The organism is Desulfosporosinus cupriresistens (assembly GCF_001707885.1).
Lineage (GTDB): Bacteria > Bacillota > Desulfitobacteriia > Desulfitobacteriales > Desulfitobacteriaceae > Desulfosporosinus.
Window position 1 is genome coordinate 15,963 of record NZ_MASS01000042.1, and the last position, 22,025, is coordinate 37,987.

At 39.2% G+C, this 22,025-nt stretch carries 27 protein-coding genes and 2 pseudogenes; 7 read left to right on the plus strand and 22 right to left on the minus strand.

All coding sequences use genetic code 11. The features are described 5' to 3' along the window. Nucleotides 1-209 precede the first annotated feature (209 nt). The 3 genes and pseudogenes from DSBG_RS21950 to DSBG_RS15300 all read left to right on the plus strand — a co-directional run. Nucleotides 210-686, plus strand: a pseudogene (locus tag DSBG_RS21950) (FAD-dependent oxidoreductase); the annotation flags it as partial. A gap of 533 nt (nucleotides 687-1,219) precedes the next feature. Further along, nucleotides 1,220-1,768 (plus strand): ferritin-like domain-containing protein, encoded by a 549-nt coding sequence (locus DSBG_RS15295; protein WP_068965165.1) that lies wholly within the window; start codon nucleotides 1,220-1,222, stop codon nucleotides 1,766-1,768. Nucleotides 1,769-2,102: 334 nt separating this feature from the next. Continuing rightward, a complete protein-coding gene (locus DSBG_RS15300) occupies nucleotides 2,103-3,527 on the plus strand; it encodes a metallophosphoesterase family protein (protein ID WP_242877666.1) in 1,425 nt (474 codons plus the stop codon). A 174-nt stretch (nucleotides 3,528-3,701) separates the two neighbouring features. On the opposite strand, the gene DSBG_RS15305 is transcribed toward DSBG_RS15300, so the two are convergent. From DSBG_RS15305 to DSBG_RS15345, 9 genes are all read right to left on the minus strand, one after another. Further along, a complete protein-coding gene (locus tag DSBG_RS15305; RefSeq protein WP_141694338.1) occupies nucleotides 3,702-4,457 on the minus strand; it encodes a hypothetical protein in 756 nt (251 codons plus the stop codon). 739 nt (nucleotides 4,458-5,196) lie between these two features. Beyond that, nucleotides 5,197-5,967, minus strand: a complete 771-nt coding sequence (locus DSBG_RS15315; protein ID WP_068965169.1) for a sulfurtransferase — start codon at nucleotides 5,965-5,967, stop codon at nucleotides 5,197-5,199. After that, nucleotides 5,960-6,670 (minus strand): TVP38/TMEM64 family protein, encoded by a 711-nt coding sequence (locus DSBG_RS15320; protein WP_068965170.1) that lies wholly within the window; start codon nucleotides 6,668-6,670, stop codon nucleotides 5,960-5,962. Before DSBG_RS15320 ends, DSBG_RS15315 begins: the two co-directional genes overlap by 8 nt. A gap of 84 nt (nucleotides 6,671-6,754) precedes the next feature. Next, nucleotides 6,755-7,114, minus strand: a complete 360-nt coding sequence (locus tag DSBG_RS15325) for a rhodanese-like domain-containing protein (RefSeq protein WP_176716293.1) — start codon at nucleotides 7,112-7,114, stop codon at nucleotides 6,755-6,757. Beyond that, a complete protein-coding gene (locus DSBG_RS23205) occupies nucleotides 7,111-7,257 on the minus strand; it encodes a hypothetical protein (RefSeq protein ID WP_176716294.1) in 147 nt (48 codons plus the stop codon). The genes DSBG_RS15325 and DSBG_RS23205 overlap by 4 nt, the downstream gene beginning before the upstream one ends. A gap of 59 nt (nucleotides 7,258-7,316) precedes the next feature. Then, a complete protein-coding gene (locus DSBG_RS15330) occupies nucleotides 7,317-8,045 on the minus strand; it encodes a biotin synthase BioB (protein WP_068965171.1) in 729 nt (242 codons plus the stop codon). Then, nucleotides 8,029-8,406: a lysylphosphatidylglycerol synthase transmembrane domain-containing protein gene (locus tag DSBG_RS15335; protein ID WP_068965172.1), complete on the minus strand. Its 378-nt coding sequence runs from the start codon at nucleotides 8,404-8,406 to the stop codon at nucleotides 8,029-8,031. Before DSBG_RS15335 ends, DSBG_RS15330 begins: the two co-directional genes overlap by 17 nt. Before the next feature lie 94 nt (nucleotides 8,407-8,500). Next, nucleotides 8,501-8,983: a LysR substrate-binding domain-containing protein gene (locus DSBG_RS15340; RefSeq protein ID WP_068965173.1), complete on the minus strand. Its 483-nt coding sequence runs from the start codon at nucleotides 8,981-8,983 to the stop codon at nucleotides 8,501-8,503. Nucleotides 8,984-9,953: 970 nt separating this feature from the next. Continuing rightward, nucleotides 9,954-10,574 (minus strand): DUF4085 family protein, encoded by a 621-nt coding sequence (locus DSBG_RS15345; RefSeq protein WP_083236911.1) that lies wholly within the window; start codon nucleotides 10,572-10,574, stop codon nucleotides 9,954-9,956. Nucleotides 10,575-10,861: 287 nt separating this feature from the next. Between DSBG_RS15345 and DSBG_RS15350 the strand changes: the two genes are divergently transcribed. Continuing rightward, nucleotides 10,862-11,608: a tyrosine-type recombinase/integrase gene (locus DSBG_RS15350; RefSeq protein WP_083236912.1), complete on the plus strand. Its 747-nt coding sequence runs from the start codon at nucleotides 10,862-10,864 to the stop codon at nucleotides 11,606-11,608. Between the two features lie 76 nt (nucleotides 11,609-11,684). Here the strand turns inward: DSBG_RS15350 and DSBG_RS24075 are convergent, their stop codons facing one another. The 9 genes and pseudogenes from DSBG_RS24075 to DSBG_RS15390 form a co-directional block, all read right to left on the minus strand. Beyond that, the gene (locus DSBG_RS24075; protein ID WP_348980979.1) at nucleotides 11,685-11,951 is read right to left on the minus strand and encodes a tyrosine-type recombinase/integrase; all 267 of its coding nucleotides are present in this window, start codon (nucleotides 11,949-11,951) and stop codon (nucleotides 11,685-11,687) included. Next, nucleotides 11,924-12,658 (minus strand): tyrosine-type recombinase/integrase, encoded by a 735-nt coding sequence (locus DSBG_RS15355; protein ID WP_282434221.1) that lies wholly within the window; start codon nucleotides 12,656-12,658, stop codon nucleotides 11,924-11,926. The genes DSBG_RS24075 and DSBG_RS15355 overlap by 28 nt, the downstream gene beginning before the upstream one ends. A 27-nt stretch (nucleotides 12,659-12,685) precedes the next feature. Continuing rightward, on the minus strand, nucleotides 12,686-13,324 hold the full coding sequence (locus tag DSBG_RS15360) for a DUF7986 domain-containing protein (protein ID WP_068965174.1): 639 nt from the start codon (nucleotides 13,322-13,324) through the stop codon (nucleotides 12,686-12,688). Nucleotides 13,325-13,422: 98 nt separating this feature from the next. After that, nucleotides 13,423-14,556 (minus strand): hypothetical protein, encoded by a 1,134-nt coding sequence (locus DSBG_RS15365; RefSeq protein ID WP_176716295.1) that lies wholly within the window; start codon nucleotides 14,554-14,556, stop codon nucleotides 13,423-13,425. Continuing rightward, a pseudogene (locus DSBG_RS15370) lies at nucleotides 14,534-14,926 on the minus strand (RQC-minor-1 family DNA-binding protein); the annotation flags it as partial. The gene DSBG_RS15365 and the pseudogene DSBG_RS15370, both read right to left, overlap by 23 nt. Nucleotides 14,927-14,980: 54 nt before the next feature. After that, nucleotides 14,981-15,337 (minus strand): hypothetical protein, encoded by a 357-nt coding sequence (locus DSBG_RS15375; RefSeq protein ID WP_068965175.1) that lies wholly within the window; start codon nucleotides 15,335-15,337, stop codon nucleotides 14,981-14,983. 309 nt (nucleotides 15,338-15,646) lie between these two features. After that, nucleotides 15,647-15,967: a type II toxin-antitoxin system RelE/ParE family toxin gene (locus DSBG_RS15380; protein ID WP_068965176.1), complete on the minus strand. Its 321-nt coding sequence runs from the start codon at nucleotides 15,965-15,967 to the stop codon at nucleotides 15,647-15,649. Then, nucleotides 15,948-16,220 (minus strand): type II toxin-antitoxin system Phd/YefM family antitoxin, encoded by a 273-nt coding sequence (locus tag DSBG_RS15385; RefSeq protein ID WP_014826828.1) that lies wholly within the window; start codon nucleotides 16,218-16,220, stop codon nucleotides 15,948-15,950. Before DSBG_RS15385 ends, DSBG_RS15380 begins: the two co-directional genes overlap by 20 nt. A gap of 77 nt (nucleotides 16,221-16,297) precedes the next feature. Beyond that, complete coding sequence (locus DSBG_RS15390) at nucleotides 16,298-17,239, minus strand: phospholipase D-like domain-containing protein (RefSeq protein ID WP_242877668.1); 942 nt, start codon at nucleotides 17,237-17,239, stop codon at nucleotides 16,298-16,300. 75 nt (nucleotides 17,240-17,314) lie between these two features. Here DSBG_RS15390 and DSBG_RS21955 point away from each other — a divergent pair, with 75 nt between their 5' ends. Genes DSBG_RS21955 through DSBG_RS15400 form a run of 3 tightly spaced genes read left to right on the plus strand, consistent with a single transcriptional unit; the run spans nucleotide 17,315 to nucleotide 19,081 of the window. Beyond that, nucleotides 17,315-17,476 (plus strand): Y-family DNA polymerase, encoded by a 162-nt coding sequence (locus tag DSBG_RS21955; RefSeq protein ID WP_242877670.1) that lies wholly within the window; start codon nucleotides 17,315-17,317, stop codon nucleotides 17,474-17,476. Further along, nucleotides 17,466-18,059: a helix-turn-helix domain-containing protein gene (locus DSBG_RS15395; protein WP_068965177.1), complete on the plus strand. Its 594-nt coding sequence runs from the start codon at nucleotides 17,466-17,468 to the stop codon at nucleotides 18,057-18,059. Before DSBG_RS21955 ends, DSBG_RS15395 begins: the two co-directional genes overlap by 11 nt. Further along, entirely contained in the window at nucleotides 18,059-19,081 is a 1,023-nt protein-coding gene (locus DSBG_RS15400; RefSeq protein ID WP_242877672.1) for a site-specific integrase, read from the plus strand. The genes DSBG_RS15395 and DSBG_RS15400 overlap by 1 nt, the downstream gene beginning before the upstream one ends. A 507-nt stretch (nucleotides 19,082-19,588) precedes the next feature. On the opposite strand, the gene DSBG_RS15405 is transcribed toward DSBG_RS15400, so the two are convergent. The 4 genes from DSBG_RS15405 to DSBG_RS15420 form a co-directional block, all read right to left on the minus strand. Beyond that, complete coding sequence (locus tag DSBG_RS15405) at nucleotides 19,589-20,206, minus strand: hypothetical protein (protein WP_068965178.1); 618 nt, start codon at nucleotides 20,204-20,206, stop codon at nucleotides 19,589-19,591. Between the two features lie 26 nt (nucleotides 20,207-20,232). Continuing rightward, a complete protein-coding gene (locus DSBG_RS15410) occupies nucleotides 20,233-20,952 on the minus strand; it encodes a toxin-antitoxin system HicB family antitoxin (protein ID WP_068965179.1) in 720 nt (239 codons plus the stop codon). 7 nt (nucleotides 20,953-20,959) lie between these two features. Further along, complete coding sequence (locus tag DSBG_RS15415; protein ID WP_068965180.1) at nucleotides 20,960-21,184, minus strand: hypothetical protein; 225 nt, start codon at nucleotides 21,182-21,184, stop codon at nucleotides 20,960-20,962. Nucleotides 21,185-21,431: 247 nt separating this feature from the next. Next, nucleotides 21,432-22,025, minus strand: a 594-nt coding sequence (locus DSBG_RS15420) for a zonular occludens toxin domain-containing protein (protein WP_068965181.1), incomplete at its 5' end; no start/stop codon positions are given.

The window sequence follows — 22,025 nt, forward strand, 5'->3', positions numbered from 1 at the left end:
TCCTTTTCGTCTCTGATCTCTTTCCAAACTTCAATTAAGACGTCTTTATCTAATAGTTCGCAATGCATCTTTATCCCTCCCTTCTACCTCATCACTTCGGTAAAAGGAAAGACTTTCCTGCGTTCTAAATTATATCATCTTGGCATATCCTGTCGAATCATCTAATGTTCTATTGCAATCAAGGTAAATTGTAACACAATCAAGCACAATTTCACCCACTCAAATTCTTACTACCCCTTGCTAAGGATTATTTTAATAGTGGAGGCAAGATATTTGAACAAAGTCGAGTTGTTGATATTGAAGAAAATGAAGGTACCTATGAAATCATTACAACCAATGGAAAAAAGGTAATTGCTAAAAAGCTAATTATTGCGTCACATTACCCTTGCTATAATAAACCTGGACTATATTTTACCAGAATTTACTCAGAGAGGGCGTATGTAGTTGCTATAAAGGCAAAAGAAAATTATCCAGGCGGCATGTATATATCAGCTGAAGTATCAGGACACTCATTTCGTAACCAAATGTCTGATAATGGCGAATTGATCTTCGTAGGTGGTGAAAAGCATAAAGCTGGCCAGGGCGAGGATACATCTAAACACTATAAAGCATTAATTGATTTTTCCAATGAGATTTATACAGTTGATGATATTCCCTTTCGATGGTCGACGCAAGAAATACAATAATTGACTCCCCGATCCACAATAAGATATTTGCTATTTTTGATAAGGGATAAGAAAGCTGTAAAACGCTGACAGGAATTTTCTCCCTTTCTATTGTGATGCAATCGGGATATTGCTTCCCTATTTCCGAATTTACATCATTACTTTTTTGTTCTTCGTTAATCTCTTTAGTATTCAGGTCAACCACATACCTTTCTCTCATCGAGAAATCTCAAAGACAATTTAAAGGAATTTATTTTTTAAGATATTAGGTCGTTAATTTTACTTTACCATTAAGATTAGCGATGAACTATTCAAGGACAGGCATGGAGTAGTATTATATACATCTATATAAGATATGTACCGAATGTGTGTTTGTTACAATACGACTACAGGAATAATGAATCCGAAGGAATAATCATTTAGTATGTTTAGAGCGGGGATTAAAACCCGCTCTGTCAATTTATTACCATTATCATTTATGAGATAACACAAGTTCAGATATTTTCAATCCCTGCATACTATCAAAAAGGATTCTTTTGCGGGAGGTTTATGTAATGAGTGAAACTAATTATGAAAGGCATAAAAGAGGTAAATACTCTGACCCATCTCCCTACCCTGAGGTGAAAGTTCTTGGCCCTAATCTCAATTATGCTGAACTATTAATGAATGACTTTGCGGGTGTAGTCAGTGAGTTTACAGCTATTAATCAATATCTTTATCATCATTTCTTACTCAAACAAGAGCTTGGAGAGTTACTCGAAAATGTAGCGATAACTGAAATGCTACACATGGAGATCCTAGCCGACACAATAAAAAAACTTGGGGGAACTCCAGTGATAAGAGGCTCCAATAGTGCTTTACACGACAATTTTTGGTCGGGAAAATACATTTATTATGGAACTAATCCTTGTAAGCAATTAAAAGCAGACATTGATGCCGAATATAAAGCAATTGCAGAATACACAAAGCATATTAATTACATCGGGGATCCTTATGTACAAGCAATACTCCAGCGAATTATATTGGATGAAAAAGTTCATATCCGTCTATTTAGTCAAGCTCTTCAAGAATTTTGTGGCTGTCAATATCCGTTGCCTAAATAAACCAGACGGAGGAAACGGCAAAAGGAAATTTTCTGCCAGATTCGGGAAGTATATCCCAGTAAAAATCCAAAGATCGGCTTTAGAATGTAACTAACACTCCTAAATTACAACGAGATTAGCCTAGTTTGCGCCTTGCTACCTTTTAAAACAGCATAAGTTATTATCCTGGTTACTTTTAACGCGAGTCAATACCATTTAAGAGTTCGATAAATTACATCTCTTAATTTTGCAGTTTTAATTATTTTAATGGTAATAGTTCGGGAAAGTGGATATAATGACCTAAATAATTACCCCAAGAGGTGGAAAAATGCGACAGAAATGGCTGGTCTTAATATTGCTTGGAATAGGTTTAGTGGTTACAAGCGCCTTTATCTTACATAGCTACAAGAATTTCAAGGTGCAACAGGGCTTCGTATCCTTGCCGTTGTCCTTTGATCCTTATACGTCTGTTTCCACTTATGACTGGAATGGAAATAAAGTTAGTATCCAGGGAGGGTTTGTAAAAGGGAAAATGGTCGATAACTCTAATAAAGAAAGTTTACTGCTTCGATCTCTTTCACCAACCCCAATTGTTTCATTTAAGAGTAAAATAGATAAGTCATATAGCATCAGATTAGAAAACGTTAACCCCGCTATGATAAAGACCAATGACCAAATCGGAAATCTTAAGACTATTGACCAGCACACTATTTCATTTACGGTAGAACTTCAGGCGAACCAGCCAAAAACCTTTAAATTCGAACTTAATGCTGCCGAAAATCCTGAAGTGATCATGCTGGGGGATAATCGGAACGGCTACGGTACATTCTCTAACATCATCGACCAAGTAAACGCTATTAAACCAGCATTCGTTGTAGACAACGGCGATCTCGTCTATGGAGGAGAACCTAATAGATACAGGCTTTTTTACGAAACTGTTTCCAAGCTCCAAGTTCCACTTTATACAACTTTAGGAAATCATGACATTCGCGAGAACGGTCTACCAATATATACAGAGCTTTTTGGGCCTGCTTATTATTCCTTCGACTATTTGAAGAACCACTTTATCTTTTTAGACAGTTCAAGAGGGTGGGCAGAAAAAACCGCCATTCCTCCTGAACAATATCTTTGGCTTGAAGCTGATCTTAAAAAAGCACAGGGTAAACGTATTTTCGTAGTATCCCATATCCCTCCCACTGATCCCCGAGCCAATGTTACACCAAATACTTATCCCGAATCACCAAAAACTGGCGTATTGCAAAAACTGATGAACAAATTGAGTGGTACAAGTGATATTGACCACGCATTCACCGATAAAGCCGAAGCCAAAAAATTTGAAGACTTAATGACTAAGTATAAGGTTGATACTGTTTTCTTGTCGCACATTCACAGCTTTTTCAGTTTTGTAAGGGGAAACGTTAGGTATGTTATTACTGGAGGAGCCGGGGCTGAACTCCTCAGTGAAGGCAGTGAATACCATTATATCCGCGTTCATATAACCGATGATGAGAATTATTTAGAAATAGTTGAATTGCCGTCTCCGCCAAATCTAATAATCGATAGATATTGGGCTGCAGCTCAGCTATTTATTAGTTCAACATATAAAGAATATTCTTCGCTTGTATTAGCTATCGGGATATTTGTAGCTTTGATCATAGCCTGGATACTTTGGGTATTACGCCACAAATGGTGGCCTTTCCTGAAAAAGTTAGTTCGCTGGATTTATGAAGTAGTAAAACTTGCGGGTCATAAATACAATGAAATAGTACGGAATAAATAAGTTCATAATTCAACTTTGAGAAAGACCCCTGATAATTCGGTGAATTTGTCAGAGGTCTTTCTATTCACTTTTAAATATGACTATATTTTTCTTGTCCATTATATGGATAGACAAATCTGTGATTATTAGATACCCATGCTTAATAAGATTTTACTGTAAAGTATTTTATTAGGCTTAATTATTCTTAAGTTGTAATTTACTAATTGGTGGAGTTTTGTCAGACTCATAATAAGATAGTACACCATTATCCACATCAAACATTGAGACATTTTCGTTCTCTACCAATAGTTCATATTCTTGGCTATTAACTTTTACTCTGTATATACCGCGTTTAATACCCTCATGCGTACTTCCTGTCATAAAGTAAATATACCCATCACTGCCAACTTGATTACGCGTTACATAGCCTATTTTATCTTGAACTGTTCCCTCTCCTATAAAGGCGTATTTTTGTTGCTGGTGAGCCGAGGTATCTACTTTGAATTCAGGTTCATCTTTTATTTCCAATGTATCAAGATTGATACTTTTCCACTTCTCATTACTATCTGAGAAGTTAAGATTTTGTACCTGAGCATTGTCTAGGAAGTATGCTACATTTCTATCTATCCACAATGTTACATGGATTTCTTGTTTTGCCTTAGGAGAATCTGCGATTTTTGTTGTTTCTCCATCTGCAGTTACTTTATATATACCCCCACGTCTGCTCGATGCATAGTATAAGGCATTAACACTTTTTAGATCCGCTGCAAGTGATTTGACCTCATCCGGCCCCTCAAAATTTCGGAATCCATGGCCGCGGCTGATAAGCGGCTCTTTCCCTCCTGTTAGTCGGGAACAAGCTGACGAGAACGGCGGCCACGGCATACCACGCCAGTTACTCCACCATGCTAACGCATTATCCCGCTTTTTTCCATGCTTATCTTCAGTCAACAGAAATCTTAATTGCTCACAATACTAACGGAAACCGTATCGGAAAATCTGGTCAAGTATAACTGGACTACTAAATATGAAATAGAACAACATGATAAGTACAAAGGAACCAATAGCTAGACTAAACCTCGCTAGATAAATGCTCTCTTTTTTAATAAATGGGTATATAACAATAAGCAAGGTGCCGAAGCATAAAGTTATCAATATGGTGAGTCTTGCGATAAAGTATTCCCACATGTTAAACTCCTTTCTTTGGCCAAAGCTAGTGCCCCGAATATTTTCTAGCTGGATGTCAACCGCAAAAATACACTAAAAGGCAGAAACCACCAAACATCATCAAGTGTGTTTATCATAACGAACCATGCTGCTAGACCAACTACTATTGCTATGATTGCATAGTAGAATTTCTTGATCAGCTTAAATGAGTAACCAATTGCAAGCGCCCATAATGCAAAGACTACGCTTAATGCATAGCCTCCTTAATCAGTAGACCCCATGCCATATGATATTCTACAATTCTTGGCAATTACCTCTTATAATCACTATAAAAATGGACAACTGCATAGCCTCATAATCCGAAAATGATCCTAACCTCAAGTATATACCCCGCGGCTTTGCGCGGGGTATTTCGTTACTCAATTAAGTGCTTAAAATGCTTATTAATCTTTTGGTCGGCATTTTGGTAGGCATTATCCTTGGCAAGGCCTTTCTATTCATAAAATCCGTGACATCTTCATCTTTATTGCAACAAAAAAGAGAGTACAGATGACCATACTAGGTTCTTCGCCCCCTGAATATGCCCTCCCCTTGCTTCTCCTGCATCTTGACTTCCTTTATATTCCTTTTCCGTCCGAGCGTCTATGATGACCGTTTTACCAAGGTTGGCATAGATATAATCCTTGTCTGCTGAGTAGCTTTTATCAAACTCTTTCAAAGTAAGTCCCGTAACTGGAGTAGGCTTTGGAGCGGCCTCTTTGGTCATATCATAGCCTAGTTCTTTCCAATAAGGATTCCCTCCGTATAAAAGCTTAACATTGTCCAGTCCAGCCATTCTAAGTTGCCAGACGCTTCTCCCATCAGAACCCGGTCCAGGAAGTACATTGGACGTGAATACCACAAGCTTGCTGTTAGTAATTCCATAAGACTCCAGCTTTTTAGTCAATGTCTCTTTGTCCAGAGTAGTGCCCCATAACGGATCCCCTGGTTTTCCGACTATTTGTGAAAGTCCATGCCAGCCTATTCCAATGGCTCCTGGAATATGTCCCTTTTCATAGACATCGGGTTTGCTTGTATCAACTAAGATTGCAGTCTGATCTCCCAACCTTTTTTTAAGCTCCTGAGGAGTTATAAATAAATCGCTATTTTTATAGATGGAAAGATCCGCTGCTACTTTAACTTGGCCTGATTCTGCGGAATTCGAAGGTTTCTGTGGCCAAGTTGCACATGCACTTAATAATAACATTAAACCCAACAAAAGCGCCCCAATGCTCAAAAACTTCTTTTTAGACACTTTTTTCCACCTCCTTTTTCTTATCTTTCAATACTTGCTTGATGAGCACCATCAATGCACTCACGGCAAACAAGATTAACAACCCTGTTACAAACGTCTTGGTAGTCCCGGTTAGCATACCTCCAATATAGGAATAGACAATGGTTGCCGGTAGTTGTCCGATCCCAGTGGCAATGAAGAACGGCCAAAATCCCATAGAGGTTAGACCTGCTGCATAACTCACAATATCAAAGGAAATGAAGGGAAGTAATCGAGCAATTACGATAGCATATTTCCCATATTGTTTAAAAAAATGATCGACCTTTTCTAAAGCTGTCCGCGAGGTCAGTTTCTCGACCGCGGCTCTTCCTAAAAACCTAGCAATATAAAAACACAAGGCTGCCCCTACCATAGCACTAGACCACGAAAGAATCGCGCCGTATACCCAGCCAAACAAACTAGCGTTAGCAAAGGTGATGATAAAGGCGGGAAGGGGTGCTACTACAGACTGAAAAATCATCAGCAGAAAAGAGACAATCGGGGCCCATATGCCAAATCCCAAAATATAACCCCTGACTAAATCGACGTCCATATTGCTAAGAATGAAAAAAACTTGCTTGATATTTATTTTAATTACAGGAACAAAATTGTATAAGGCCAGCACCGCCAACAATACCAATAGCTTCCCTTTGTACCCACTTAATAAGTTTTTTACTTCGCTCATCCTTCCCATTATTTTTTCGATCGATCAATCCATGCATCATGTTTAGTTGGTTTCCGTATAACGTCTGTGCGAAACTTGCGAACTTTATTTTGCTAATAGCTCGGCATAAGGCCAGCCTGCCTGTCCATTTTCAAGAATCAAGAGTCTGGATTCTGAGATTCCTTGATCGGCTAAATACTGAACCGTATTTTTAGCTCCTCCGCCTCCTTTGGGGCAAACGATCACGATCGGTTCCTGAGAAGCCTTCAGTTCCGGTAAAATTTTAGCGATCTTGGCTTTATCCTCATCCGTTTTAACTGGATAAGCGTAAGTTGGGATAACCCCTTGAATATGATGGGCCTTGTATTCGGCTTCCACTTGAATATCTAAGATTTGCAGAGGAGTTTTCTTCTCAATAGCTTGCTTAAGCTGATCAGCAGTATAATATTTAAAGTCTGTGATCACCTTGCTAGACGCGGTCGGCGTACTATTCGTCGCCGCATTGCTTGATGGTGTCGTTGGAGTGGTTTGCCCTGTGGTGACAGAACCAAAGTTAAGGATACTGTTAAAGCTAGAACTAAACTTTTACTAATGATATTCTTTTTCATTTATATTTCCCCCTCATACTTTATCAACCATGTTCTTCAAACTTGCTATTTTGAGACTTTTATATCATTCTCAGCACTGCCGGAGATGGTCCCTCAGCAACCTTCCAATGAGCCTCCCTCAAGACTGTTTGGCAGCCCTCCACAGAATAACCCCGGCTGGTTTGTTCTCGGACATCCCGTGGGTTTGAACCTTCCTCTGCCCACAAAATACTGGCCCCCGCCAGAACCCCCATACCGTTTGGTTCATGCGTACAGTTTAACGGAACTGCATAGCCTACTCCAAGGCGAACAACCGCTAAGATCAGTGCCATATTTGCTTCTGACACGATTCCCTCTTGGGCAAGCACAGTACCAGGAATAGGAATACGCCGGGCAGCACCACTAAAGACGGGCGCCATATCTCGAGTGAGCAACGTCATTTCCGTTAACTCCTCGACGCTGTGTTCCGGACCTACCGGTTCCACACATGTCGCAATCACCAAGCCCTCTTCTTTGGCTGCCTGGATTGTCCGCAAACGAGTTTCCGGCTTAATGAGCGTAACCTTGCCTTCCCTCAAGCGCAGCGCATGATATATCCCATGAAAGCCAGCTTGGTGCAAGGCCTCCGCACCCTCTCGTCCGAAATCCCCGGTATTAGCCAGTAAAACTGCTTCTGGACCCAGGGCTGCTCGCACCTCGCGCCCAATTTTCAGAAACTCAACAAAATCAAAATTAGCCGTCGTCATCAAGTAAATTGAATTAGCTCCTGCGCGTTGAAACTGATCACACCGTTCAATAATTTCCTCCAACTGTTCCAGTCTTACGAGCCGTCAACGCGATTCGCACGACATCTCCTCCCATTCCCGATGGAAGAAAGTTATTAAAAAACAGTCCTATAAAATAAATGCGTAGCAAAAAACCTAACTTGGGCGCTTCCATTCCCGGTTCTGTAAGAATCAATTGCCATTTATAAGCACTAACCACCATGGCCATGACCGTGAGTATAACCGCTGCTAGCAAATCTGCCAGGGAAAGTTGCTGCCAAACTGGCCAAACTCTCTCCCAAGGAACTTTGACAAAGAGCCATCCTAACAAAAGCACGGTTCCGCCGAAACGAATTCCCTGCCGCAGCAAGCCACGACTAGATCTTATCTCTGCAGCTTTCAACATATTCGACACCCTCACAGCTATTTGAGCATTTCTAAGCAAGATATTCCTACCCATTCATAAAACGAGGCGTCGTATTGGAGCCTTTGAGTGTGATTCACGCCTGTTCACGAAACCATGGAGTATCCTCGAAGACCCGATCCAACGCACACTTTCCTTCATCACCCAGAATAAAATCGGAAAAAGCCTGAGCAGGTCGACGCGTATTTTGGGTGGAACGGATCACATACAGCTGACGTTTCATGCTTAGATCTTTCAGCCGTCTAACCGCCAATGTTTTCCAAGCTAAAGGATGGACAACAACCCAAATTGAGACAATGGAGAGACCCAAACCCGCTTCAACCGCTGCCACTACCGCACCCGTGCTGCTCAGTTCTATACTCCCCTTTTTCTCCCCCAGCTTAACTCCAACTTGGGCCAACCAGACTTCCACCGTCTTCCGTGTCCCTGAACCGATCTCTCTCCACACCATTTTTTCCCCATAGAATTCAGTTTTAGACTTAACTATCTTAATCCCAACTATTTGCCTGTCTAGATCTAATACTGCATAGGCTTTTTCCACATCAGCCTTGTTAACCACACTATTTTCCTCCTCATTTATATATTAAAGACTCAACTTTAATTCCCTATTATCCATACTTTTGTCCTCCTCTTATATAGACAAGTAGTTAAATACGTATCTCTTTTCCACTTTCATGCATCGTGCTGATAATCTCAGGCATTGTGGAGGGCATAGGATCTCCCTCCGTAATATAATGATTTCGTTATCTGACTTTATCATTAATTAAATATGTTTAAAAGTGCCAATTTCGTAATCAAAGCCCAAAACAAAAATAAGACTGTCTTAGTGTCGGAGAGGGAAAACCCTGTCTGAACTAAAACAGTCTGATTTTAACTTTTTGAAAACGGCCTGCCCGAGCAAAACCTAAACGACAGAATAGATGAGGGCGTGAGAGCCCGCTCCCAATCATGCAAGGAGCGGGCACCAAGAAGCAGCTATTTGCAATACCCGCCTATACTAGCAATAACACCTAGAACAGTAATACCCATGCTGCCTTAAAGTAGTCATACTATATAAGCAAAGGCGTGACGAGCTAATCCATCACAATATATAGCTGTAATAGTAGACTCGATAGACTATATGAAACAAAAGCCGGCCCGCGGTCGCGGGTCTCGTCTCCTTGCCAGGATAACCGCGGGCCTAGCTTGGTTAGCGGGTTAAGCAAATCCAGTGAGAATTACATCAGCCCGCTAACATAGCGGACATATGCTTTGACATGCACCCCGCCTTCGAGCGCTTTTTTCGGGCGCAGGCTTTGTCCGGCTCCACGACGAAGGCACTGCCTTCGCACGGGTTAACCTTCTTGCAGTACTGTCTTCGCACGGGTTAGCAAAGCGGAGAAGGTACGAGGGCCGGCAAACCAAGTCAGAAAACAAGCGCTGGGAAGCGGGTGTGGACGGTATGAATTCTTTGAGTTAAAATGAGCCACTTGATATTATTCCGCTAAGAATAATGTGAACTAGAACTAGGGGTAATATCTGATAGTGCTTTAATTTTTAAAAGATATTTTTTCAGCAGAAATAATGAAATCAGCTAATAACGAATTCTCATCCTGAAGTAAAACATGCCATTCATTAATTCCGTCAATATCATAAATTTCATCATATAGCCACCATGAATTTTCTAATGAAGAGTCTTGTTTTATTATCTTATAATTCTCAAACAGGACTTCCTTTATATCCGTAAAACCTCCAGAATTTAATGAGATAATTAAAGAATGTTCGGTTCGCTTTATTCCAGTAATCTTACAATCATGAAAGTTTTTAAGTATGTTTCGGTTAAAAGAGTTCGATACAGTTTTTAAATGCTTTTGATATTGTTCAATAGCCATATTAACCGACCTCATATTCTCCTCACAATATGAAGTAACAGCAGATATTACTTCACTTGATGCCTTATATAACCCAAAGACTTTAATGTCTGCAATCATATTTAATATTGCTTCTGGCAGTGTTTTCTCGATTCGTTCTTGGTTAAACATGAATATCTCATGGAAGTTTTCGGCTTCAACATGGTTTGTCGCATAGAATGCTTGTTGAGCTAATATATCAGCTTCAGACATACCTTGTTCCATTAAAGACAACCAATCCTTTAATTTTTGTTTATACAACTAGTTAAAGTATTCTTCCGAAAAATTTTCTGCACGTTCATCTTCCTCCAGAGACAAATGAAAACTAGTTTTTTGACAGGTTTCATACCACTCTTTAGTAAAATACTTCATTTCAATAATCTCCACTCTATTGAGATACTTCATTAGGTTACGAATAAGAATAGCACTAAACCGCTGGCGCGGTGGTTTTTGTAAGTATGTCTTTGCTGTTTACCCAAATATACTGTAAGCCTTTTCGGATCTCCTGTAAAATGTTAGAGATTTTACTTTAAAGGAGATGCTTTTTTATGACAAAGGAAGAGGTTTTAGCCAAGTTAGTGTTCGATGTGGAGCTTAGAGGGTTAAGTAAAAACACCCAGGCCGAATATTACACCAAAGTAAAACTTTTTCAAGAACACTACAATAAACCTGCTACCGAGCTTGGTGAAGAAGATATTCGATTTTTTCTCCACTATCTCACTACTGAAAGAAAGCTGGCCTCTGGCTCGGTAAATACTTACAACAGCGCTCTTCGCTTCTTGTACGGTGTAACATTAAACACTAAGTTGAATCTAAAGCAAATCCCCCGCCACCGCAAACAACGTAAATTCCCCGACATTCTTACCAAAGAGGAAATTCAGGCTCTTTTTGAGGCCTGCGATAACTTAAGAGATAAATGCATTCTGATGACTTTTTATGGTGCAGGGCTTCGCCTTAGTGAAGTGGCTGGTCTTAAAGTTTCAGATATCGATAGCAGCAAAATGCAGTTGTTTATACGTAATGCTAAAGGCAGCAAAGACCGATATGCTCTGCTTTCACAAGCTAACCTCGATATTCTCAGAACTTACTGGAAGGCTTATTGTCCTATAGAATCGCTTTTTTACAGCAGAAATCGCAAGGGTGCTCCTATGACTAGCGGGGCTATTCAAAATCTATTCCATAAATATGTATTTAAAGCTAACATCAGTAAAAATGTGACCGTTCACAGCATGCGCCATTATGTAGAGTCACAGATTATGGGGAGTATAACACAAGAATCTTCTAAATCAGCTTAATTTGTGTGAAAACACTCCCCATAATCTTTTACTCACATAGCGAATTTAACCATCTCATTAAGTTACCGTCTTCTTCCTACCTTGGCAGCCCGTCAGGTACTAATTCTGGATATGCATTTTCAATAGCTTTGCGTTTCATCTCGCTGTCAGCCCTGGCATATATTTCTGTTGTTGAACAATCACTATGACCAAGAAAATCCCGGATATATATCAAGTTAACTCCTGATTGAAGCAAATGCATGCTTTTGCTATGCCGGAATATATGGGGTGTGACTGGGAATCGAACAATAAAGTCACTACTGTTTTTTGCTTCTTTTACGTACTTATTGATGATATAAGATATTCCCCAACGAGATAATTTCTGGCGCTTCTGGTTAACAAATAAAAATTTTCAATGTCAGCCATGCCTGAGCAGCTTTTTCTAGTATCTAGATAGGAACTAAGCAGTGTTTTGGTGTTACTCATAATAGGAACCTGACGAATCTTGCTTCCCTTACCATGTAGAGTGATGACGGCTGGGTCCATAAGGCGGACATCTTTAACTTTAAGGTTAATGAGTTCGTCAACCCGTGCCGCTGTATCATAGAGCACAGACAAAAGAACCAAATCGCGGAATCCTTCTTTTGTGGAACTATCCGGTTGAGATAGAATAATCCTCATCTCATCGCCGGTCAGATAGGATACCAAGGGCTTAGGGCTTTTCTTATTTGGAATTGCGAGTATTCTTGTGGTTTCATAAAGGTTTTCAGGAAATTCTTTCTGGATATATCGGCAGAAGGAATGAATAACGGCCAGTCGGTGATTCCTGGTAGGGATGGAACAGCCTCGCTCTGTCTCAATCCATTCTAAGAAGCTCAGTACAAGTTCCTTAGTAAGCTGAGCCATCTTAATTCTCTCAGGAGCTAATCCCTTGCAGGTTTCACAGTAGGTTAGGAACAGCTTGAATGTATCCCTGTAGGCAGCAATCGTATGGGAACTTACATTTTTCTGACCGGGAAGGTATTTAGAGAGAAAACCGGTAAGGTATCTCGGGAAGTCACTTTCCCTCATACCAGCCGTCCCCCGTTCGGAATTACATCACTTTACTGTCTCAAGCAGAACGGGTAAACCATTTGATCTATTAAGGTTAAAATAGGCAATAAACCTATCCACCGAATCATCAACACTTTGAAACTTCTTTGTCATTTTGCGAGATTTTTGCACCAGATACTCAAGGTGATTTTTTGAGAATGCAAAGGTCAATCCTGACGTCATGCTAAACTCCTTCAGGTGGATCAACCTTGTAAACAGAAGAATATTCGGATTCAAGTTCTCACTCAGACCGATATCGATTATTTTAATTGATTCAGTTTTGTGTAACGGATCTCTAAGCTTTATAAATCCATCTTCTTTACTATCCTCCACTTCATATAGTTGAACATCGGATCGTTTCATGGCCGATAATAATTCTTCGTCCTCTGAATTTTCCGGTGGATATTTTTCAATGTACTCAGATAATGCGCTGCTGCCAGCTCTGATATTTCCATATATACTGAAATCATATAAGGCATCCTTTTCGGATTTAGATTCTATCACAACTTGATTATTAGAATTAAGGATTCCTAAAAGTGCAGCCGACTTTAAGTAGTCATCTGCGCTTACAAACCCCTTCAAAATTGCCATGTGTAGTCCAACTTGCCTTTTTCTATAGTTTCGATATTTTTCTTCTAAATCCACTTTACTTTCACTCCATATAATTTGATATTACGGTTCTCCACTTACATCAGGAAACGAGCGAGCCGTATCAGCTCAGCTCATTGCCTCTGTATACCCATTTATATTCTAGATAACTCATCCCTAAATGCCGGTCTATTTGCATATTTGTTATAAAGTTTCTGAATAATTTCCGCTGCCCGTTCTTTCCCACCAGCTTTTTTAAGATTACGAATAATAGCACATACCCTCTGATAATCTTTCCTATTACCTGCTCTTGCAGCGCTCTGCTCAATATTTTGCAGAAAAAGCAGGTAAACCTCTTCCTTGAATTCAGGAACAAGATGCCTGTAATAAATCTCGACCGATAAGGGACTTCCTTGAACGAACTCAAGTAATTTTGGTTTTTCCCCTTCTTCTATTAGAATACGGGGGTAGACATCCAGATAAGTCTTCTTCTGGTTTTCTAATAACAAAATGATCTTGGAGTAAACAGAGGGCCACTCATTTATAGTATAGGTGTTTTTCAATTCCTCGTAATAATCAAAGCTTCCGTCCAGAATAAAATCAGTTGCCATTCCACGCTGTTCATTAATCTTCCTGGAAAGTTTAAAGGCTTCGTACCTGTATTTCTTCCACTGGTTTACCAATCCGCGCAGGCTTTTATCCTTGTCCTCCCCATCAAGGGTAAGCTTTATGACATAGTCATAATCCTTTTTGTTCATAGCGCTTTCAATTGCCATTTCCCTGAAGTCGGAGTATTGCAGGTTATTTTCAATAAATTCCTGTGCTTTTTCCTGCCCGTCATGTTTCTCAACCTGATGATAGCGGATGAGATTAACCCGCTCGGCTAAGTAATTGACACCCCATGAATCTCTCTTTGCATTTTCCAGCATTATGCTTAAATAATTTTCCAATTTACCTCGTAAATCCGAAGTGTCGGCAAGCTCTGAACAGCATTCTATAAGGTCTATTCTCCAATCCGTCCAACCAATGTATCGTTGATGTGATGCTTCTTCGATCAGCTTATTAAACATATTTTTTTTGTGAATTAGTTTTAGTTCTTTATTCCCACTCATTTCATCAATAAAAGCTAAGCTTTCCTCAATAACTTCACCGATTACACCGTCAGAGTCATCTGCGTCTTGAAGTAAATCCATCATCTCCTGGATGACGCAAAGACTAAGTTGTAAAGCATGCACAGGTTTATTCTGCTCTAAAGCAAAATGGGCCTTTTCCTTCCAGAAGTCGTTCAAACTTTTGTAATAACTCCCCCGCATAGGTTTCCCTCTCAATTTCCCAGCCTATTTTTGAGAAAACAAGCATTGGCAGCCTGTCCGTGTATTCAATTTCAAGGTAGCCTTTCTTTATCATCCAATCAATCCGATGCGTTATTTCCTGTAAGGTCAGTTCCCGATGATATCCATACACCGGACATTGATCCAGTCTATGCTCCAGCACTTTTTTGTCTTTGGAACCCTTCAGAATCTTGGCTAGCATACTCCTTCCCCCAGTTGCAATAAGTTCATCGGCCGCACGAAGTATCGCCTTTATCTCTTCAATTGTTAAGCTTTTTATATCCCCGCTATCCAGCTCATATCTTACCCTTTGTTTTTTTCTGCTCATTGTTAAACCTGCTCCACTATTCCATACTTTTTATGTTCATCGATTTTAAGATAGTCAAAATGGTAAGTCATCAATACCTGTCTGTAGCTCCATGTCTTTTTCGCATTCTTCCTCTTCAGAATAAGCCGGAGCAAAAATTTCCTGAAAGCCCCAATAAAGCTCTTCTACCTTCTCTTCACACTGATCATGAAGTCTGTTTTCAAGCCAGCTTTTTTCTGCCGGGCTAAGCTTTCCGAAGGGCATGTTAAAAAGTCTATTCATGGTCATATCTGCAGCTTGCTCAGTTGGAGACTTTTTACTGCATCTTTTACATATGTGTTTTGCATGTCCCTTACCCGAAAAGCTCTCATTCGATTTATATTGTGAACAAATCTTGCAGTAATGGCCGCTTTTGCGTTTTTTCTTTGACATTTTTCTCTCCAATATTTCTAGTTTCTAACGACCAAATTTACTCATTCCATTATTTCAGGATATTTCCTTGCCCTGACGGATTAATATAAAAGCACCTTCTTTCATTTGTAGCAAGTGCTAGCCTTCCATAAAATCCGTGACTCTTCATCTTTATTGTAACAAAAAAGAGAGAACGCATCTCTCCATAAATTCTCGCAGTATTTTCTGCCTTATTAAGGCTTTGGAGCGAAGCGAAGCAAATCCAATAATCTCTCCTCAGACCCCTTAGGTTCAAAGGCGTATCCCACGCCGACGGGAGCAGTAGCACAATTACAGCATATTTTGGTAATTCACAGCACCGTAGAGTATACGCATTATAACAACCTGTCTTTCAAGCTCATTTACAAGGTAAAAAACAATATAATTATCAACCACTAACTTTCGATATCCTTTATTTCTTAGCAGTTCATCCAATACAAAACTTCCGGAATACGGAAAATATCTTAGTTTCATTATATTTCGTTCTATTTTTTCAAGTAGATTGTGTGCAGCAGCATCAGCAAATAGATCCTCGGAAATATAGCTATATATTTGTTCAAGATCTTCGCTTGCTTTAGGCGTGAACTTTAAACTATAACTCTTTGTAGACATATCTTTCCTTCAATTTTGCAAAGACTTCTTCCCCATCTAACAGTGGAACACCTTGGGCAAGTTGGTTCTCAGCCTCAGCAAGCTTCCTATAAACTTCAACCAGCGCAAGTTTACGTTCATAAGTTTCCATACTCATAATGACTAAATCCCCATATCCGTTTTTCGTAATAAAAATCGGCTCGTTCTGCTTGTGGCATAATTCAGAGATTTCGTTTGTATTTCGCAAATCTGTTATTGGTCTAATATGTGGCATATCCTCTCACCTCGTCATGAGTGTTGACATTATTATAGCATAATTATGTACATATATTATATGATTCTGCATAACATTCAGGACTGTAATTTCTCCAGACTCCTTATTAATTCATTAGCAATGTTAGGACTATCCAGTCGCATGATACTTTCTTCGGCACTACCAAAACTCAAAAGGTTGATACTTCCATACCACACGATCCTTTGGTCAATCACTGCATATTTCTGATGAATATTTGATTTAAAAATAAGACTTACCCCAGCATCCTTCAATAGATCCAGGGCATCCTGCAATGCACTCGCGTTCTTGTCGTTGAAATCTCCAATCGTCCGGGTTATCACGATTACTCTCACTTTATTTTCTAAGGCAATCCTCAGGTGCTGCATCATCTGCAATGTCCGTCTCTTGGTAACAAATGGGCTAACTATGAGAATTTCTCTTTTAGCATTGAGAATATCGTTTGTGTATACCGGTAGAAAATTGCTCTTATCAAAGATAACATCAATTGACTCTGGTGTGCTTTCGCCGCCTTTAGCTCTATAACCAATGGCAGCATACCCGTTAAGCCGTTTATGATACATCCGCTCAAGCATCCGTACATGGGTATCCACGTAATCATAAATTTGTACTTCATTTTTGTTGGCAAAGTGTCTGTGCAGCCTTCCGGCATATTGCTGCAAAGTACCTTTCCAGGATATTGGCATCACTAAAAACAAGGTATCTAGGCGTGGTTCATCAAAGCCCTCCCCAATATATTTACCTGTGGCAATTAAGGTTATCTGCTTGTCAGCGGGTGTTTCTGCTATCCTTTGCATTATCTCCCTAGTCTCTTTTATCCCCATTCCACCCGTTAAGGAGATCACTTCGGGAATTTTCTCTTTTAGTTTTTGGGCAAGAAATTCGACGTGCGCTGTACGCTCGGTTAAAACGAGACAATTTCTGCCCTGTTCGTAGCTTTTAACCACATCATCTATAATCTGTTGATTCCTAAATTCGTTAACAACAATTTCGGAATACAATTCTTGGATGGATACATTCTTTTCATTCTTATCTAAAGGAACTCTGAGGGATCGGAACTGGCTAAAAAAGCGGGCGTGAAAACTGGGATGGTCAACTGGGAGGCAAAGGGATTGTGCCCAGACCTCATCGTGGTGCCGCCGCAGTATGAACAGTATCTGAAATACTCGAAGATGACGAGAGTAATCTATCAGCGGTTTACAGATCAGGTCGAACAATACGGGATGGATGAGTGTTGATGAGTTTACCCATGAAATGAACAAGAGGTTCCCGGAGTCCAAATTAAGTAAGCCTATGGTATCAAGGTATGAAAACAATGTTCACAAACCGCAAAGGTTCTCTCTTGTCCAAGAAATCGCAGAGTTTTATGGAGTTACCACTGATTTTCTTATGGGCAGAACTGACGATAAGTATGAAAAGCTTGACAACTTGATTCCCTATAAGAAAATCCCACTTCTTGGCACGATTGCTGCAGGTATCCCTATTTTAGCCCAAGAGAATATTGAGGGTTATGAATATATCCCGGAAAGCATGAACGTTGACTTTTGTCTCCGTGTCAAAGGTGATTCTATGATTAATGCACGTATCATTGATGGGGACATCGTATTCATCCGTCAGCAGTCAGATGTTGATCATGGTGAGATAGCCGCTGTTTTGGTGGACGGAGAAAACGCAACCTTAAAGCGAGTCTACAAAGGGACTAACACCGTAACCTTGCACGCTGAAAATCCAAATTACCCCGATCAGGTATTCACCAAGAGAGACATGAGACAAGTTACTATTATCGGTAAGGCTGTAAGATTTAGTAGTGAGGTGAGGTAATGGCCAGTATCAAAAAAAGATCAGACGGTACGTGGCAAGCCACAATTTACTGTGGCCGAGATGAAAACGGTAAAAAGATCAATAAGTATGTTACTAAACACAGCGAAAAGGAAGTGAAAAAGGCCGCTCGCGAACTTGAGCAGGAGTTAGAAGATGGAAAACTGTCTAATGTCGATAATATTCGTGTCGCCGAATGGATTAAAAGCTGGCTAGAAATACACAAAAATCAATATAGCCCAAGTACGTATGTTTTGTACTTGGGCTATCTAAAAAACCACTATAGACCCTTCTTTAAACAAATGAAATTTAAGGAGTTAAAAGAAATTCACCTTAAGAAATTGCTTAACGAGCTCCTTGGAAAGATGTCGCAAACTAGCGCTCGTAGAGTAATGTCATGCCTAAGGCCAATCCTCCATGATGCTATGAAGAATAAGAGCCCCATGAGGGATATTAAACTACCGAAGGAAGACAAAGTAGACTACTCAGATGTCCCTACACCAGAAAAGTTCAAAGCTATTCATAACGCAGTGAGGGGAACAAGAGACGAACCAATCATCCTTCTAGCTGGATGGTGTGGACTAAGACGAGAAGAGATATTTGCACTTAGGCCCAATGACTTAGATTTCGCAAACAACACTATAAGGATTGATGAAGCCTATGTCATTAATGACCAAGGTAAATATCAGATCAAGAGCACAAAATCAGAAAATGGCTTGCGTGATGTAGCAGCTCCGCCCTACTTAATGGACCTTTTAAAAGTTGTCATACGGGATGGCTTCGCACTTAAAAAGAGGGAGCGAAAGATAATTGACATAAATGATAAAAATATAAAGAACGACCAATTAATGTTCCCGATGCGACCCGATAGCTACACCAGTTATTTAGGAAAGCTCGTGAGAGACAAAAAAATACCGAAGACTCGTTTGCACTTTCTTCGGCATTATCATGCGACATGGCTGTATGAAAATGATGTACTAGATCATTTAGCAGCCGAGCGCCTAGGACACGATATTAAAGTTTGAAAGGAATCTATCAGCATCTTGGAGTTAAAAAGAAAGATGAGATCAATCGAAAAATCATCGAGCTCCAACAAGAAGAAAGCAGATAAACTAAGAGCAGGATACGAAAATAGACCATTTATTATGGTCTATTTTTTTGGTCGGCATTTGGTCGACATTTGGGGTTCGACCCGCCTACCTTAAAAGGCTGAAAGCCTTGATATTACTGGTCGGAGCGACATGATTTGAACATGCGACCTCTACCACCCCAAGGTCGATTGCAAGGAGAACGTATATTCTTACGTGATTTTAAAACCCTTTATTCATGCACATTTGGATGGGGAACAAGTATTCTCCGTCCTCTTTTTACTTCACTTTACATTAGAATTTTTCATGTTTTCTTACTTTCATTGCACTACTAATTACACTACCAGACTATTATTAATTTCCCTAATTTAAGAACCGTTACTTTTGGAATTTTTCCTTATCAACATGTCTAATCCTATGACCCAATTAGATACGATACAAAGCTTACTCTTTATTATCTAATAACTTATTAATACTTTCAGCTACAGGTTTAATGTCTTCCTGATCTATAGCATTAAGTTTATTCAAACGATAAAGTCCATCTATTAAAAACGAAGTAAGTTGCAACATCGACTCTGCATCGTCTCTTATTATTACTTCACTACCATTGGATAAATAGACATTAAACTCTAATAAATAACTATCGTCCGAATTTTGAATAACTGAATATCTAATATTTCGCCAACCATATTCATTAATGGCCTCGTCCAAGGTTTGATGATATTTGGGTCCATATTTTGCAGCTAAAAATCTGAGATTCGTAGAAAGCTCGTTGTCTATATCTTTATCATCCAGAAAATTAGTTAAGTCTATAGTTTCAAAAACATCTAAACAAAAAACGACCACCCTCGCAAATTCTATACTATCAAGTAATGCGATTTGTTCAAGTAACTGCCTTCTATCGAAATATCCAGTCAAAGTATATTCTAATAATTCGTCGACTTTTAGAAATAAGCCTTTCAATGAAATTTCTCGAAGCGTCAATGCTTTGCAGTCCTCTTTAAATAACACCCTTACGTCTTTCTTTTTTTTATTACGTTCTACATTCTTTTCCTTAGTCAAAATATTCACCTCACATACAATATTACTTAATTAATACCAACTAAAGAACGCATTACCTTTTTTGTTTGCCCAAAAACATTAGAATCCTCATTCGCATAACCAATAGAATCAATGTTTTTTCCACGGTATTTTTCTTCTAAATTGTTATTTAAATAATAGTGAGAATACAAATCCTTTTCCAAAGTATCAACCTTCTTAGTGATTTGATTTTCTACTAATAAGTCTTTTATCTCACGTAATTGGCTGCTAATATCTTCTTTCGCCCTAACTTCCCCCATCGCATATGAAATTAAATAATTTAACTCTTTATTAATGCTGATTGAATTAGCCTTAGCCATCTGAACTACCTTGTAGTGTAATTCCTTAGGTAATCTCAGAAGTATTTTACCCGATAAATTTTGTTGTTCCTGAAATTCATATTTTGGAATTGGTACTGATTCACCCTCCGAAACCTTGGCAAATATCCAACCTTGTTTTGCATCTTCAAGATTCGCCAAAGACTCTTCTTTTGTTTCACCATGCGTTACACATCCAGGTAATTCAGGATGCTCTGCCATCCAATATGAATTTTTTCCATCAGTAATTTTATTTAATCGAATAGTATAATTAAGATCATCATATTTTTTGCATCTTATCAAAATATCTTCTAAATCGTCCTCAGGCTGCTTAATAAAGTCATCTAATTTTTGATCTGATTCAAAAATTTTAGTATCAATTAAATCTAAATTAAATTTTTTATGTTTCATATATTAATTATTCCTCCCTGATAATACCCACAAATATTAAAAGATTTTCTCCATCCATTAAAGTTATTATTTCCGGATAATTAGGGTATTTAAACTGTCTATGCCGAGTGCTTCCTTTTTTCCTCAGAGTACACTTAATACTCAAAAGAAATCGGCTCATTTCATCAAAAGTGATATCATTTGGCATAGGAATTTTCACAATTCGTTCCAAAAACTTTTCAGCACGACTCAATCCAGCCCACCTCAGTTTCCCATGTATTATTATAGTATTAGATATGATATTATGTGTCAACCACCAATACTATACAATATGTCTATACATTACCAATTTTTCGTCAGGTTTTTTTATCAATTATACACCTAAATTTACCAAGTGAATATCATTTTCTTATCTTTATTGTATCCTAAATAAGACTATGTGCCAGTGGCGGGGGCCCCCGAGTACCCCACTCACTGGCACATAGTCTATTTTCTATTTATTAATCGTTCATTCCAGATTTATCAAATATAGCTGTAACGGAGACTTGCATATTTGAAGGTACTGGTGCACGGATGTTTGTAATTTTATCAAGTAATGTCTGACTAAGCTTGAACCCGGTAAACATGGCGTAGGTATCATAGTGATTGGCAATGCGTTTGCGATATAAAATAAACTCTGCACCAACTTTTTGCTTTACTACATACCATTTTTCTACACAGACAAATAGGGTAAATGGTAGGATGCGGAAGGGTCCGAAGCGATTGACTTTTCTGTGGATCATTTCATACTCGACAAATCCTCTGATCTGTTTATCGATCATTCGGTCATTTTGGGCAACAAGTATGAAGTAATAGCCCAGTTTTCTGTACTGCGAGAAAAAGTCTATCCATTCTGCGCGATCTGTTTTTAGGGATTCCCGGCAATTAAAGCGGCCTCCTGCTTCGTCAATGACGACGAGGCATTGGGATTCTTTTTTCTTTTCGATCATGCCGTGTTCTATGGCAAAGACTACTAGGCTTTCTACGGTTATTTGTTCGTTGGGTAGGTAAAAAAAGTGTTTGTCATAGCCACGTTTTAATTCTTTGGCGGTGAA

Excerpts from the sequence above, each read along its gene's own strand:
- DSBG_RS15295 (WP_068965165.1), top strand. The coding sequence starts at position 1,220 with ATGAGTGAAACTAATTATGAAAGGCATAAAAGAGGTAAATACTCTGAC.
- DSBG_RS15320 (WP_068965170.1), bottom strand. The coding sequence starts at position 6,670 with ATGAGCGAAGTAAAAAACTTATTAAGTGGGTACAAAGGGAAGCTATTG.
- DSBG_RS23205 (WP_176716294.1), bottom strand. The coding sequence starts at position 7,257 with ATGAAAAAGAATATCATTAGTAAAAGTTTAGTTCTAGCTTTAACAGTA.
- DSBG_RS15335 (WP_068965172.1), bottom strand. The coding sequence starts at position 8,406 with ATGTTGAAAGCTGCAGAGATAAGATCTAGTCGTGGCTTGCTGCGGCAG.
- DSBG_RS15350 (WP_083236912.1), top strand. The coding sequence starts at position 10,862 with ATGACAAAGGAAGAGGTTTTAGCCAAGTTAGTGTTCGATGTGGAGCTT.
- DSBG_RS15355 (WP_282434221.1), bottom strand. The coding sequence starts at position 12,658 with ATGAGGGAAAGTGACTTCCCGAGATACCTTACCGGTTTTCTCTCTAAA.
- DSBG_RS15375 (WP_068965175.1), bottom strand. The coding sequence starts at position 15,337 with ATGTCAAAGAAAAAACGCAAAAGCGGCCATTACTGCAAGATTTGTTCA.
- DSBG_RS15380 (WP_068965176.1), bottom strand. The coding sequence starts at position 15,967 with ATGTCTACAAAGAGTTATAGTTTAAAGTTCACGCCTAAAGCAAGCGAA.
- DSBG_RS15385 (WP_014826828.1), bottom strand. The coding sequence starts at position 16,220 with ATGCCACATATTAGACCAATAACAGATTTGCGAAATACAAACGAAATC.
- DSBG_RS15395 (WP_068965177.1), top strand. The coding sequence starts at position 17,466 with ATGAGTGTTGATGAGTTTACCCATGAAATGAACAAGAGGTTCCCGGAG.
- DSBG_RS15400 (WP_242877672.1), top strand. The coding sequence starts at position 18,059 with ATGGCCAGTATCAAAAAAAGATCAGACGGTACGTGGCAAGCCACAATT.
- DSBG_RS15410 (WP_068965179.1), bottom strand. The coding sequence starts at position 20,952 with ATGAAACATAAAAAATTTAATTTAGATTTAATTGATACTAAAATTTTT.